The following is a 14925-nucleotide window of genomic DNA, read 5'->3' on the forward strand; positions in this document are numbered from 1 at the left end:
CTGGCGTACCACCTTAAATAGGTCGGTTCGCCAGCAGAACGGAAAATTTTCCTGTTCATCCTCTTTCCGCCAGTCGACGAAAGATTGCGCTTTCCGTATAGTGGCGACAATTTTTTTGTATCCGGGAAATATTCAATGATCAGTCTGATTGCGGCGTTAGCGGTAGATCGCGTCATCGGTATGGAGAACGCCATGCCGTGGAACCTCCCTGCCGATCTCGCCTGGTTTAAACGTAATACCTTAAACAAGCCGGTTGTCATGGGACGCCACACCTGGGAATCCATCGGGCGACCGTTACCTGGGCGTAAAAATATCGTCATCAGCAGCAAGCCTGGCACTGACGATCGTGTGCAGTGGGTGAAGTCTGTTGATGAAGCCATTGCGGCCTGCGGTGATGAACCAGAGATTATGGTGATTGGCGGTGGGCGCGTGTATGAGCAGTTCCTGCCAAAAGCGCAGAAGCTGTATCTAACGCACATTGATGCTGAAGTCGAAGGGGATACGCATTTCCCAGACTACGAACCGGATGACTGGGAGTCGGTGTTCAGTGAATTCCACGATGCCGACGCGCAAAACTCTCACAGCTACTGCTTCGAGATTCTGGAGCGTCGTTAATCCTGTAAGTGCCGGATGGCAGCGAAAAGTCTTATCCGGCCTACTCTTGTGCCAGATGTAGGCCTGATAAGCGTAGCGCCATCAGGCATAAATCTCTCAGGCGTTGACCGCTTCGCCAGGATCCAGATTCAGATGGCGATTTGATGGCTGCACAAAGTACTGTTTGTCTTCCCAGCGCAGACAGGTGAGATCGCCTCCCCAGCAACACCCCGTATCCAGCGCGTAAATACCTTCTGGTGTGCCTTTGCCTTCCAGCGATGCCCAGTGCCCGAATGCAATGCTGTACACTTCACTGACAGGTCCAGGAATGGCAAACCACGGCTTCAGCGGGGCAGGTGCGTCTTCTGGTGACTCTTTGCTATACATATCCAGTTGACCGTTGGGGAAGCAGTAACGCATGCGGGTAAAGGCGTTGGTAATAAAACGCAGGCGTGCCAGCCCGGTCAGTTCCGGGGTCCAGTTATTGGGCATGTCGCCGTACATCGCATCAAGGAAGAAGGGATATGAGTCACTCGACAACACGGCTTCAACATCGCGAGCACAGTCTTTTGCCGTCTGCAGGTCCCACTGTGGGGTGATACCGGCATGTGCCATCACCAGCTTCTTCTCTTCGTCCACCTGCAACAGCGGTTGACGGCGGAGCCAGTTAAGTAATTCGTCGGCATCCGGTGCTTCGAGCAGCGATGTGACCCTGTCTTTAGGTTTATTACGACTGATACCAGCAAATACGGCCAGCAGGTGTAAATCGTGATTACCCAATACCAACCGTACGCTGTCGCCCAGTGATTTCACGTAGCGCAAAACGTCCAGCGAGCCCGGCCCACGAGCGACCAGATCGCCGGTGAGCCATAGGGTGTCTTTTTGGGAATTAAAGTCTACCTGATGCAGCAAGGCTACCAGTTCATCGTAACAACCGTGAACGTCGCCAATAAGGTATGTCGCCATAGTTATTGTTTTAATGAATGAGTGTTGGAACGGCGAGTCGGAATACGGGAATGTCGATGGTAAAGGCGATGCCTTGTTCATCGATCATTTCGTAGTGACCCTGCATGGTGCCCAGCGGCGTTTCAATCACCGCACCGCTGGTATACTGGTACTCTTCGCCGGGTTCGATATGGGGCTGGACGCCAACCACGCCTTCACCCTGGACTTCTGTTTCGCGGCCATGACCATTAGTGATTAACCAATAACGCCCCAATAGCTGCACAGGCGCTCGCCCCAAATTGCGGATAGTTACGGTGTAAGCAAAAACGTAACGTTCATCATCAGGTGAGGATTGCGCCTCAATGTAGACGCTTTGTACCTGAATGCACACTCGGGGCGAATTGATCATGTTTAACTCTCCTTCGATGGCGCGTTTTCTGACAGATAGTTAGCCATCCGGCAGTATTGCGCGACAGAGATATTTTCCGCTCGCATCGCCGGATCAACGCCCAGCTCTGTCAGTACTTCAACGCTAAATAGGTTGCCGAGACTGTTACGTACCGTTTTACGGCGCTGATTAAACGCTTCGGTGGTAATACGGCTCAGCACACGAACATCTTTAACCGGGTACGGCATCGTCGCGTGAGGGACCAGACGCACAACAGCTGAATCAACTTTAGGCGCTGGCGTAAATGCGGAAGGCGGTACTTCAAGTACCGGGATCACATTGCAGTAATACTGCGCCATGACGCTTAATCGACCATACGCTTTACTGTTTGGCCCTGCAACCAGACGATTGACCACCTCTTTTTGCAACATGAAATGCATGTCGGCAATGGCATCAGTATAGGAAAAAAGATGGAACATGAGCGGCGTGGAGATGTTGTACGGCAGGTTGCCGAATACACGCAGCGGCTGTCCCATCGTTTGTGCCAGTTCGCCGAAGTTCATGGTCATGGCATCTTGCTGATAAATCGTCAGCTTAGGCCCTAAAAACGGGTGTGTCTGTAAGCGTGCTGCCAGATCGCGGTCCAGTTCAATGACCGTGAGCTTGTCCAGACGTTCGCCTACTGGTTCGGTCAATGCCGCCAGGCCTGGGCCGATTTCGACCATAGCCTGACCTTTCTGCGGGTTGATAGCAGAGACAATACTTTCGATCACAAACTGATCGTTGAGGAAGTTCTGCCCGAAACGTTTACGGGCTAAATGGCCCTGATGGACTCGATTATTCATTGGTATTAACAATCATTTTGATGGCGAGATTAAGCGCCGTAATAAAACTGCCGACATCTGCTTGTCCACGGCCCGCGAGTTCAAGTGCGGTGCCGTGATCGACGGATGTGCGAATAAAGGGCAGGCCCAGCGTGATATTCACACCGCGACCAAATCCCTGGTATTTTAGCACGGGGAGACCCTGATCGTGGTACATTGCCAGCACGGCATCCGCGTGGTCGAGATATTTGGGCTGAAAAAGCGTATCTGCGGGCAGCGGGCCGTTTAATTTCATCCCCTGCGCACGCAGTTCATCGAGTACCGGAATGAGGGTGTCTATCTCTTCCGTTCCCATATGACCGCCTTCACCAGCATGCGGGTTAAGACCGCACACCAGAATATGTGGATCGGCAATGCCGAACTTAGTGCGTAAATCATGATGCAAAATGCCGATCACTTCCTGAAGCAGGGCGGGCGTAATGGCGTCGGCAACGGCTCTGAGCGGCAAATGCGTGGTTGCCAGGGCAACGCGCAGCTCTTCGGTCGCCAGCATCATAACAACTTTCTTTGCCTGTGAGCGCTCTTCAAAAAACTCGGTATGCCCGGTAAACGGAACGCCTGCGTCATTGATTACGCCCTTGTGAACCGGACCGGTGATCAACGCCGCAAACTCACCTTGCAGACAACCATCGCAGGCGCGAGCCAGCGTATCCACTACATATTGCCCGTTTTCTACCGCCAACTGACCCGCGACAGCAGGTGCCCGCAGCGCAACCGGTAACAGCGTCAATGTGCCTGCTGATTGCGGTCTGGCTGGGGTATCTGGAGAGTAGGGGAGGAGTGAAAGCGGTAAACCGAGCATCGCTGCCCGGTCACTGAGAAGTCCTGCATCCGCACAGACAACGAGTTCTACAGGCCAATCGCGCTGGGCGAGCTGAACCACCAGGTCCGGGCCAATCCCGGCGGGTTCGCCGGGAGTGATAACAACACGTTGAGTACGAGCCATTAGTTGCTCAGAACTTTAACGTAAGCGCTGGCGCGCTGTTCCTGCATCCAGGTTGCTGCTTCTTCCGAGAATTTACGGTTCATCAGCATACGGTAAGCTCTGTCTTTCTGCGCCGCGTCAGTTTTATCAACGTTACGCGTGTCCAGCAGTTCGATCAGATGCCAACCGAAAGAGGAGTGCACCGGGGCGCTCATCTGGCCTTTATGAAGTTTGGTCAGCGCATCGCGGAAAGCTGGGTCGAAAATATCCGCTGCAGCCCAACCCAGATCGCCGCCCTGGTTGGCAGAGCCTGGATCCTGAGAAAACTCTTTAGCGGCTGCCGCGAAGGTAGTTTTACCGCTCTTAATATCTGCCGCGATTTGTTCCAGCTTCAGACGCGCCTGCTGATCGGTCATGATCGGCGACGGCTTAAGTAGAATATGGCGGGCGTGAACTTCAGTCACGGAGATGCTCTGGCTTTGGCCACGCATATCATTGACTTTCAGGATGTGGAAGCCGACGCCTGAACGAATTGGGCCGATGATATCGCCTTTTTTCGCAGTGCTTAACGCCTGGGCGAAGATACCCGGCAGCTCCTGAATACGTCCCCAACCCATCTGGCCGCCTTTCAGCGCCTGCTGGTCAGCGGAATAAGTAATAGCCAGTTTGCCGAAATCGCTACCGTTACGCGCTTCATCAACAACAGAGCGTGCCTGGCTTTCAGCCGCGTTAACCTGGTCGGAAGTTGGGTTTTCCGGTAATGGGATCAGAATGTGGCTCAGGTTAAGTTCGGTGCTGGCATCGTTTTGGTTGCCTACCTGTTGCGCCAGGGCATCCACTTCCTGAGGCAGGATAGTGACGCGACGGCGAACTTCGTTGTTACGAACTTCAGAGATGGTCATCTCTTTGCGGATCTGGCTACGATAGGTCGAATAACTTAAACCATCCTGTGCCAAACGACTGCGCATCTGATCCAGCGTCATGTTGTTCTGCTTGGCGATATTGGCAATAGCCTGATCCAACTGCTCGTCAGAGATTTTAACACCCATCTTCTGACCCATTTGCAGGAGGATTTGATCCATGATCAAACGTTCCAGGATCTGATGACGCAGCGTGGCGTCGTCCGGTAACTGCTGACCAGCCTGACCCGCATTAAGTTTTACTGACTGCATTAAGCCATCGACGTCGCTTTCGAGAACGACGCCGTTATTGACGACGGCTGCGACTTTATCGACTACCTGTGGGGCAGCGAAACTGGTATTCGCGATCATGGCGATACCGAGAAGCAGCGTTTTCCAGTTCTTCATACTTTTTCCATTTCAATTAACCGCGATGCGGATTACGTTGTAAATCAATCAGATCATAAAGAGCTTTGATACGGCAAAATGTTTGAACGCAACATTTGGTTGGTGCCGAGACCGTAGTTGGAGCTCAGGCCGCGCAGTTCGATATTAAAGCCGATCGTGTTGTCATAAATCGCGTGTTTCTGGGTGTTATCCCAGCCGTTCAGCTTACGTTCGTAACCGAAGCGAATGGCGTAACAGCAGGAGTTGTACTGCAGCCCCAGCATTGAATCTGCTTCTTTGTTCACGTTGGTATCGAAGTAGTAAGCGCCAACAATCGACCAACGGTCGGCGATTGGGAAGCTTGCCACTGCGCCCACCTGTGAGATCCCGTTTTTATACTGCTCTGCCGTAGAGTAGTAAGACGGCAGAGTAGCCTGGATATACTCCGAGCTGGCATAACGGTAGTTCAACTGCAGCATACGGTTTTCGTCGCGACGATATTCGATACTGCTGCTACTGGTTGCAACGCTGTCCAGACGGGTATCGTACTGGATCCCACTGCGTAACCCCCAGCGATCGGAGATGCGCCAGTAGGTATCGCCCGCCCATACCAGTGAGCCCGTTTTGTCATCATTCTCCCATTTAATGTTGTCATCGCCGGTGCGAGACTCGGTGAAATAGTAGATTTGACCCACGGATATATTAAAACGTTCAACGGCTGCGTCATCATAAACGCGAGATGTGACCCCAGTCGTGACCTGGTTGGCGGAGGCAATGCGGTCCAGACCGCCATAGGTACGGTCACGGAACAGGCCGCTATAGTCGGATTGCAGCAGGGACGAGTCATAGTTATAGATATGACTTTGGTCGCGATACGGTACGTACAGGTACTGCGCACGCGGCTCCAGCGTCTGGGTATAACCCGGCGCCAGCATTTGCATGTCACGCTCAAACACCATCTTGCCGTCAACTTTAAACTGCGGCATGACGCGGTTAGCTGAATCATCGAGCTTGGTGTTCTGCGGGTTGCTGTTGTACCAATCCAGATTAGTCTGCTGATAGTGCGTTGCCAGCAGTTTTGCTTCGGTATTGATACTTCCCCAGTTGTTCGACAATGGCAGATTGATGGTCGGTTCAAGGTGAACACGCGTCGCTTCCGGCATGTTGTCGTTGGTGTTAACGAAGTGCACCGCCTGACCATAAATACGGGTATCAAACGGACCAACGTCATTCTGGTAGTAGTTGACATCTAACTGCGGCTGCGCAGAGTAGCTGTTACTGTTTTGCGCGTCGAAGACCTGGAACTGCTTGGTCGAAACTGTGGCATCAAAGTTCTGTACCGCGTAGCCGACGCTGAATTTTTGCGTGGCGTAGCCGTCGGTACTGGAACCGTATTTGTTATCGAAATCATTAAAGTAGCTGGTGTCGCTGACCTTGGTATAGTCAACGTTGAAACGCCACACCTGGTCCATCACCCCAGAGTGTTGCCAGTAAAACAGCCAGCGACGTGAATTGTCATCCTTCGGATGTTCGTCCTCATACACTTTATCGGAGTTCAGATAGTCGAACTCCATCAGGCCCGCACCTGCTTGCGTCAGGTAGCGGAATTCGTTTTCCCACATGATCCCGCCACGACGGTGCATATAATGTGGCGTGATGGTGGCGTCCATGTTGGGCGCAATGTTCCAGTAATACGGCAGGTAGAACTCAAAATAGTTATTAGTGGAATATTTTGCGTTCGGGATCAGAAAACCGGAACGGCGCTTATCGCCGACGGGTAACTGTAAATAAGGACTGTAAAAGACCGGAACCGGACCCAGTTTAAAACGGGCGTTCCAGATCTCTGCGACCTGTTCTTCACGGTCGTGGATCACTTCGCTACCGACGACGCTCCAGGTATCGGAACCTGGCAGACAGGAGGTAAAGCTACCGTTTTCCAGAATGGTATAACGGTTTTCGCCACGCTGTTTCATCAGATCGGCTTTCCCGCGTCCCTGACGGCCCACCATCTGGTAATCACCTTCCCAGATGTTGGTATCTTTGGTATTCAGATTCGACCAGCCCTTCGGCCCCTTCAGAATAACCTGATTGTCATCATAATGGACATTGCCCAGCGCATCGACGGTACGTATTGGCTCCGGCTGGCCTTCAGCCTGCTTCTGATGAAGCTGTACTTCGTCGGCCTGCAGGCGGCTGTTACCCTGTGCGATGTCCACGTTGCCGGTAAATACCGCGTCATCGGGATAATTCCCTTTAGCGTTGTCGGCATTGATGGTGACGGGTAATTCATTAGTCTCGCCCTGTACCAGAGGACGGTCATAGCTCGGCACGCCCAGCATACACTGTGAGGCGAGATCGGCTGCCAGGCCCTGATGGCTATAGAGGGCACTGGCAATCATGGTAGCCAGAAGAGTGGGAATACGTTTTTTCATACGTTGTATTTATTGTTCCATCATCAGTAGCGTCGCGCGTGACAAACGGTCACAGCCTAACTTATCTCATCTTCACTGCGCTAGTGTTAATCCTGCCCATTTAGGCATCCGTGGTGTTAGGCACGGCATTGAATGACAGGTATGATAATGCAAATTATAGGCGATGTCCCACAATTGACCGCAGCCGTAAATCGGTAAAAGCACCTTATATTGTGGGACATAGCCTGGCTGAGAGCATAAAGATTTGGGGAGTCTATGCAGTATTGGGGAAAGATAATTGGTGTAGCCGTGGCCTTAATGATGGGTGGCGGCTTCTGGGGTGTCGTTCTGGGGCTGTTAGTTGGCCACATGTTCGACAAAGCCCGCATGCGCAAAATGGCGTGGTTTGCCAACCAACGTGAACGCCAGGCGCTGTTTTTTGCCACCACTTTTGAGGTGATGGGACATCTGACCAAATCCAAAGGTCGCGTCACGGAAGCCGATATTCATATCGCCAGCCAGTTGATGGATCGGATGAATTTGCACGGTGATTCGCGAACGGCTGCACAACACGCCTTCCGGGTAGGAAAATCGGATAATTATCCATTACGTGAAAAGATGCGTCAGTTTCGCAGCGTCTGTTTCGGTCGATTCGATCTGATCCGCATGTTTCTGGAAATTCAAATCCAGGCGGCATTTGCCGATGGGTCGTTACATCCTAACGAACGTGAAGTGCTGTATGTGATTGCTGAAGAGTTGGGGATCTCACGTACCCAATTTGATCAGTTCCTGCGCATGATGCAGGGCGGCGCACAGTTTGGCGGCGGATATCAGCAGCAGTCTGGCGGCGGTAGCTGGCAGCAGGCGCAACGCGGCCCGACGCTGGAAGACGCCTGTAATGTGCTGGGTGTGAAAACGACCGATGATGCGACTACCATAAAGCGCGCTTACCGTAAGCTGATGAGCGAGCACCATCCGGACAAACTGGTCGCGAAAGGTCTGCCGCCAGAGATGATGGAAATGGCGAAGCAAAAAGCGCAGGAAATCCAGAAGGCTTACGAGTTAATCAAAGAACAAAAAGGCTTTAAATAATAATTATGCCGGATGCGGCTAGCGCTTTATCCGGCCTACGGTAATGAATGTAGGCCGGGCAAGCGAAGCGCCCCCGGCATAAATTGGCTCAGAATTTAAAAATCCGCCGGGACTTTAAACGTCATACTGTTGCCGTATTCGGGATGCGTGATGGTTAGCATCTCGGCGTGCAGCAGCAGGCGGGGTGCCAACGCCAGCGCTTCAGGCGGAGCATAGAAGCGATCGCCGAGGATTGGATGCCCTAACGCCAGCATATGCACACGCAACTGGTGGGAGCGTCCGGTAATCGGTTTAAGCACGACCCGGGCGGTGTTATCCGCCGCGAACTCCACCACCTCATACTCTGTCTGCGCTGATTTCCCGGTCTCATAACACACTTTTTGTTTTGGCCTGTTCGGCCAGTCGCAAATCAGCGGTAAATCAACCAGACCCTCGGCCGGAGCGGGATGCCCCCAGACGCGTGCAACATACTGTTTTTTCGGTTCGCGCTCGCGAAACTGGCGTTTTAGCTCGCGCTCTGCCGCTTTGGTTAGCGCGACTACAATCACGCCGCTGGTGGCCATATCCAGACGATGGACGGATTCAGCCTGCGGATAATCGCGCTGGATACGCGTCATCACGCTGTCTTTGTGCTCATCCAGACGACCCGGCACAGACAACAAACCGCTCGGCTTGTTGACCACCATAATGTGCTCATCCTGATACAGGATGACCAACCAGGGTTCCTGCGGCGGATTGTAGTTTTCCATCCCCATGTATGGCTCCGTTACTGATGCGTCACGACGATCAGGCGCAGGGCATCCAGACGCCAGCCCGCCTGATCCAGGCTTTCCATCACCTGCTGACGGTTGCTTTCAATTGCGCTGAGTTCGTCATCACGGATGTTCGGGTTAACGGCACGCAGCGCTTCCAGACGGGAGAGTTCCGCAGTCAGTTTTTCGTCCGCTTCTTTACGCGCCGCGTCGATCAGCGCGCGGGCTGATTTTTCCACCTGCGCTTCACCGAGTTGCAGAATAGCATGAACGTCTTGCTGCACGGCGTTGACCAGTTTACTGCCGGTGTGGCGGTTAACGGCGCTGAGCTGACGGTTAAAGGTTTCGAACTCAACCTGTGCAGCGAGGTTATTGCCGTTTTTATCCAGCAGCATACGTACCGGCGTTGGCGGCAGGAAGCGGTTCAGCTGCAGCTGTTTCGGCGCTTGCGCTTCAACCACATACACCAGCTCAACCAACAGCGTTCCGACCGGCAATGCTTTGTTTTTCAACAATGAAATGGTGCTGCTGCCGGTGTCGCCAGAGAGGATCAGATCCAGACCATTACGGATTAACGGATGCTCCCAGGTAATAAACTGTGCGTCTTCACGCGACAGGGCGACATCGCGCTCGAACGTAATGGTGCAGCCATCTTCCGGCAATCCCGGGAAATCTGGCACCAGCATATGATCGGACGGCGTCAGCACGATCAAATTGTCACCACGGTCATCCTGATTAATACCAACGATATCAAACAGATTCATGGCGAAGGCGATCAGGCTGGTATCATCGTCCTGTTCTTCAATACTCTCAGCCAGCGCCAGCGCTTTTTCACCGCCGTTAGAGTGGATCTCCAGCAGACGATCGCGACCTTGTTCCAGCTGTGCTTTCAGCGCGTCATGTTGTTCGCGACAGGTTTTGATCAGATCGTCAAAGCCATCGGTATTTTCTGGTTCAGCCAGGTAGCCGATCAGATTGTTATAGACCGTGTCGTAGATGGTACGGCCGGTCGGGCAGGTGTGTTCGAACGCATCCAGACCTTCGTGGTACCAGCGCACCAGCACGGATTGCGCGGTTTTTTCCAGGTACGGAACGTGGATCTGAATATCATGTGCCTGACCAATACGGTCCAGACGGCCAATACGCTGTTCCAGTAGATCCGGATTGAACGGCAGGTCAAACATCACCAGATTGCTGGCGAACTGGAAGTTACGCCCTTCGGAGCCGATTTCAGAACACAGCATGACCTGTGCGCCGCTATCTTCTTCGCTAAACCAGGCTGCGGCGCGGTCACGCTCAATGATCGACATCCCTTCATGGAACACGGCTGCGCGGATACCTTCGCGCTCGCGCAGAACCTGCTCCAGCTGAAGCGCGGTGGTGGCTTTCGCACAGATAACCAGTACTTTTTGCGAGCGGTGGCTGGTCAGGTAGCCCATCAGCCATTCCACGCGCGGATCAAAGTTCCACCAGGTGCCGGTGTCGCCTTCGAATTCCTGATAAATCTGTTCCGGGTAGAGCATATCGCGCGCCCGGTCTTCCGCGCTTTTACGCGCACCCATAATGCCGGAGACTTTAATCGCCGTCTGGTATTGGGTCGGCAGCGGCAGCTTGATGGTGTGCAGCTCGCGTTTTGGGAAGCCTTTCACACCATTACGGGTGTTACGGAACAGCACGCGGCTGGTGCCATGGCGGTCCATCAGCATCGAAACCAGCTCCTGACGCGCGCTCTGGGCATCTTCGCTGTCGCTGTTTGCCGCCTGCAATAGCGGCTCAATGTCCTGCTCGCCAATCATGTCGCCTAACATGTTCAGCTCACTGTTACTCAGCTTGTTGCCTGCCAGTAACATAGCGACGGCGTCGGCGACCGGACGATAATTTTTTTGCTCTTCAACAAACTGGGCGAAATCGTGGAAACGGCTGGGGTCCAGCAGGCGCAGACGAGCAAAGTGACTTTCCATGCCCAGCTGCTCCGGTGTAGCGGTTAGCAGCAGGATGCCCGGCACACGTTCTGCCAGTTGTTCAATGGCCATATATTCGCGGCTGGGCGCGTCTTCGCTCCACACCAGGTGATGCGCTTCATCGACGATCAGCAGATCCCATTCGGCGTCACACAGATGCTCCAGGCGCTGTTTACTGCGACGGGCAAAGTCCAGCGAGCAGATGATCAGTTGTTCGGTTTCAAACGGGTTGTAGGCGTCGTGCTGCGCTTCTGCATAACGCTCATCATCAAACAGGGCAAAACGCAGGTTGAAGCGACGCAGCATTTCGACCAGCCACTGGTGCTGTAATGTCTCCGGCACGATGATCAGCACGCGCTCTGCGGCGCCTGACAGCAGCTGTTGATGCAGGATCATCCCGGCTTCAATGGTTTTACCTAAACCCACTTCGTCTGCCAGTAAAACGCGAGGGGCATGACGACGGCCAACATCATGGGCAATGTTCAGCTGGTGAGGAATCAGGCTGGTACGTTGACCACGCAAACCACTCCACGGCATACGGTATTGTTCGCTCTGAAATTTACGCGCGCGATAGCGCAGAGCAAAGCGATCCATGCGGTCAATCTGGCCGGCAAACAGGCGATCTTGTGGTTTGCTGAATACCAGTTTGCTGTCGAGTAGTACTTCACGCAGCATGACACCGGTTTCTTCGGTATCCAGGCGGGTTCCGATATAGGCAAGCAGGCCGTTTTCTTCTTTTACTTCATCGACATGCAGTTGCCAGCCTTCATGGCTTGTTATCGTATCGCCAGGATTGAACATCACGCGGGTCACGGGGGAATCACTGCGCGCATACAGACGGTTTTCGCCCGTCGATGAGAAAAGTAATGTGACGGTTCGCGCATCCATGGCGACAACGGTACCAAGTCCCAATTCGCTTTCTGTATCGCTGATCCAGCGTTGACCAAGTGTAAAAGGCATATATGTTCGGCTCTATATCTTTAGTTGCAGGCAATACTCACCCTCTGCCAGAGTAAAGTGGCAGCAAGTGTATTGGGGTCCAGGAATGGAAAGGGCGCTATGGTACTGGATGGCGACGGTTTCGTCACGCGTCAAAATAACCCCAGTTGCCCTGTGAGTAGTGTAGCAAAATTATCGTCAATAAAGGGAAGAATTCCCTCGGCAACGGGTTGGATCTGGCGTGTCAGATAATGCTCGTAATCGAGCACAGATAGCTGATAATCAACAGGTTCTGGGCCATTGACCGTCCAGACATATTTTATGGTTCCGCGATTTTGATACTGCGGTGGACGCCCCAGCTTTACATTCTGCTCATCGGCGAGGCGCGCGGCACGCACGTGTGGTGGAACATTTCGCTGGTATTCGCTTAACGGGCGGCGCAGGCGCTTGCGGTACACCAGTTGTTCATCCATTTCACCGGCCATCAGACGGTCAATAGTCTCGCGAACAAACTCCTGATAAGGTTCGTTACGAAAAATTCGCAGGTATAGCTCCTGCTGAAACTGTTGGGCCAGCGGCGTCCAGTCGGTTCGTACCGTTTCAAGTCCCTTAAACACCATACGTTGCTCAGCGCCGTCCTGAATCATCCCTGCATAGCGTTTTTTACTGCCGGTATCTGCACCGCGAATGGTCGGCATCAGAAAGCGACAAAAATGGGTTTCAAATTCCAGCTCCAGCGCACTGGTCAGGTTTTGTTGCTTCAGCGACTGCGCCCACCAGTCGTTGACATAGCTCACCAGCTCACGGCCAATCCGGGCGGCATCGTCTTCTGAGTGCGCCTTTTTCAGCCAGACAAAGGTCGAGTCGGTATCGCCATAGATAACGTCGTAGCCCTGAGCTTCAATCAGTGCTTTGGTCTGGCGCATGATCGCATGACCGCGCATGGTAATGGACGAGGCCAGTCTCGGGTCGAAAAAGCGACAGGCGGTGGTTCCCAGCACGCCGTAAAATGCGTTCATGATGATTTTCAGCGCCTGCGAGAGCGGCTTATTGCCGCGGCGTTTTGCTTCATCGCGACCATGCCAGATCCGGGTCACGATTTCCGGCAGGCAGTGCTTTTCACGTGAGAACCAGGCGTCAAGGAACCCTTCGGTGCTGTGCTCCGGATCCGGCTGCGCCATTCCTTCGATAAGCCCCACCGGATCGATTAAAAAAGTACGTATTATTGAGGGGTACAGGCTTTTGTAATCCAGCACCAGTACCGAGTCGTATAAGCCAGGGCGCGAGTCCATCACGTAGCCACCGGGGCTGGCGTGAGCGGGGACTTCACCCAGGTTCGGTGCCACATACCCCGCCCGGTGCATTCGTGGCAGGTAGAGATGTCCGAAGGCGGCAACTGAACCACCGTGCCGGTCGACCGGCAGACCGTTGACCGTCGATCGCTCCAGCAGAAATGGCATGATCTCGGTTTTATGAAAAATACGCGTAACCAACTCACAGTCTTTGAGATTGTAGGTGGCGAGCGCGGGCTTATCCTGGGCAAACCGGCGATCGATTTCGTCCATCCTGTCCCAGGGATTATCAATTGACTTCCCTTCGCCCAGTAGCTCCTGCGACACCGTCTCCAGCGAAAATGACGAGAAATTCCAGAATGCGGATTTGAGCGCCTCAATGCCGTCGATAATCAGGCGACCTTTAGCCTGCGCGAAGAACACGCCGTTTTTGAAGCCATGCTCGCGCCACTCCAGCTCGCTATTGTCACGACCAAAACGCAGGGGAATGCGGTAACGTTCGGCGTGCTTTTGCAGGACGCGTAAATCGAATTGCACGACGTTCCAGCCGATTATCACATCAGGATCGTGACGGGCAATCCAGTCATTGAGCTTTTCCAACAACTGCGGGCGGCTTGCAACGTACTCAAGTTCAAAATCCAGCGCAGAGGCGTCACCGTTTGCCGGGCCGAGCATATAGACAATACGCTGCCCACAGCCCTCAAGACCGATGCAGTAGAGTTCGCCGTGGCGCGTGGTTTCGATATCCAGCGATACCCATTTTAGCGGTGGTCGATAGTCAGGGTTCGGCTTCAGGCGGGCATTAACCAGCATGTCGTCATGTCTGTCGCCTTCGACCCAAACAGGGGAGGTGATAAAGCGCTCCATCAGATACCGCTCCGGCGGCCGTACGTCAGCTTCGTAGACGGTGACTGCGTTTTCGCGCAGCAGTTTTTCCAGCCGCATAAGCTGGCGATGTGAGCGGCAATACAGGCCGGAAACGGGCTGGCGGTGGAAGTCTTGCAACTGAAGAGGCGTCAGGCGATAGCCGTTTTCAGTGCGTAATAATGACGTGACGCGAGGAACCTGACTGGTGGGAATAAACGCGACTGACTCCTGAGGCGCAAGCGTGACCTGCAGCGGCCCATCGTCTGTAGCCTGCCAGAATGAGACCTCAGTTCCCTGCGGAGTGTCCCGCCAGTGTCGGGTTAGAATAAAGCCTGCCTGCGCCACGCTGTGTATCCGTCAAAAAGCCAGACACTATTATAGCCTGGTTTACATGATTGTACTGTTATTTTGTACAGTTATTCGGCGTAAGACGCGGTACCCGCTGGAGTAAAAAGCGTCTCTGAGTAAAAAATGTGTTGTGTCAGCCTGGGTTATCTTCGTATTTAATATATGAATATCGTGCCTAAGACGAGTTGCAGTGAACTATTTTATTGGTGTGGCTGTTGTTTTAAATGGCGATTGTCCATCT

The 14925-nt window shown here is 53.4% G+C and carries 11 protein-coding genes; 2 read left to right on the plus strand and 9 right to left on the minus strand.

Going from position 1 to position 14925, the window contains the following annotated elements; all coding sequences use genetic code 11:
• Nucleotides 1-135 precede the first annotated feature (135 nt).
• Nucleotides 136-615 (plus strand): type 3 dihydrofolate reductase, encoded by a 480-nt coding sequence (gene folA, locus WN16_RS07240; RefSeq protein WP_003018873.1) that lies wholly within the window; start codon nt 136-138, stop codon nt 613-615.
• Between the two features lie 96 nt (nt 616-711).
• Here the strand turns inward: folA and apaH are convergent, their stop codons facing one another.
• The 6 genes from apaH to lptD are packed head-to-tail and all read right to left on the minus strand — an operon-like array spanning nt 712 to nt 7454.
• Nucleotides 712-1560, minus strand: coding sequence for a bis(5'-nucleosyl)-tetraphosphatase (symmetrical) ApaH (gene apaH, locus WN16_RS07245; protein WP_044699010.1), 849 nt, complete (start codon nt 1558-1560; stop codon nt 712-714).
• Between the two features lie 10 nt (nt 1561-1570).
• Nucleotides 1571-1948 carry a Co2+/Mg2+ efflux protein ApaG gene (gene apaG / locus WN16_RS07250; protein WP_003018867.1) on the minus strand — a complete coding sequence of 126 codons (378 nt, stop codon included), beginning with the start codon at nt 1946-1948 and terminating at the stop codon, nt 1571-1573.
• Between the two features lie 2 nt (nt 1949-1950).
• Nucleotides 1951-2772, minus strand: coding sequence for a 16S rRNA (adenine(1518)-N(6)/adenine(1519)-N(6))-dimethyltransferase RsmA (gene rsmA, locus WN16_RS07255; RefSeq protein WP_003018865.1), 822 nt, complete (start codon nt 2770-2772; stop codon nt 1951-1953).
• The gene (pdxA, locus tag WN16_RS07260; RefSeq protein WP_032948498.1) at nt 2765-3757 is read right to left on the minus strand and encodes a 4-hydroxythreonine-4-phosphate dehydrogenase PdxA; all 993 of its coding nucleotides are present in this window, start codon (nt 3755-3757) and stop codon (nt 2765-2767) included. Before pdxA ends, rsmA begins: the two co-directional genes overlap by 8 nt.
• Complete coding sequence (gene surA / locus WN16_RS07265) at nt 3757-5043, minus strand: peptidylprolyl isomerase SurA (RefSeq protein ID WP_003018860.1); 1287 nt, start codon at nt 5041-5043, stop codon at nt 3757-3759. The genes pdxA and surA overlap by 1 nt, the downstream gene beginning before the upstream one ends.
• 53 nt (nt 5044-5096) lie before the next feature.
• Nucleotides 5097-7454 (minus strand): LPS assembly protein LptD, encoded by a 2358-nt coding sequence (gene lptD, locus WN16_RS07270; RefSeq protein ID WP_016149536.1) that lies wholly within the window; start codon nt 7452-7454, stop codon nt 5097-5099.
• A 255-nt stretch (nt 7455-7709) separates the two neighbouring features.
• Here lptD and djlA point away from each other — a divergent pair, with 255 nt between their 5' ends.
• Nucleotides 7710-8525 (plus strand): co-chaperone DjlA, encoded by an 816-nt coding sequence (djlA, locus tag WN16_RS07275; RefSeq protein WP_003837382.1) that lies wholly within the window; start codon nt 7710-7712, stop codon nt 8523-8525.
• A 95-nt stretch (nt 8526-8620) separates the two neighbouring features.
• Here djlA and rluA read toward each other — a convergent pair whose 3' ends face one another.
• The 3 genes from rluA to polB form a co-directional block, all read right to left on the minus strand.
• A complete protein-coding gene (rluA, locus tag WN16_RS07280) occupies nt 8621-9280 on the minus strand; it encodes a bifunctional tRNA pseudouridine(32) synthase/23S rRNA pseudouridine(746) synthase RluA (protein WP_003018849.1) in 660 nt (219 codons plus the stop codon).
• 11 nt (nt 9281-9291) lie between these two features.
• A complete protein-coding gene (gene rapA / locus WN16_RS07285) occupies nt 9292-12198 on the minus strand; it encodes an RNA polymerase-associated protein RapA (RefSeq protein WP_044699006.1) in 2907 nt (968 codons plus the stop codon).
• Between the two features lie 131 nt (nt 12199-12329).
• The gene (gene polB, locus WN16_RS07290) at nt 12330-14681 is read right to left on the minus strand and encodes a DNA polymerase II (RefSeq protein WP_044699004.1); all 2352 of its coding nucleotides are present in this window, start codon (nt 14679-14681) and stop codon (nt 12330-12332) included.
• Nucleotides 14682-14925 lie beyond the last annotated feature (244 nt).

Source organism: Citrobacter sp. ABFQG, from assembly GCF_004322975.1.
In the GTDB taxonomy this organism is placed as follows: domain Bacteria; phylum Pseudomonadota; class Gammaproteobacteria; order Enterobacterales; family Enterobacteriaceae; genus Citrobacter; species Citrobacter freundii.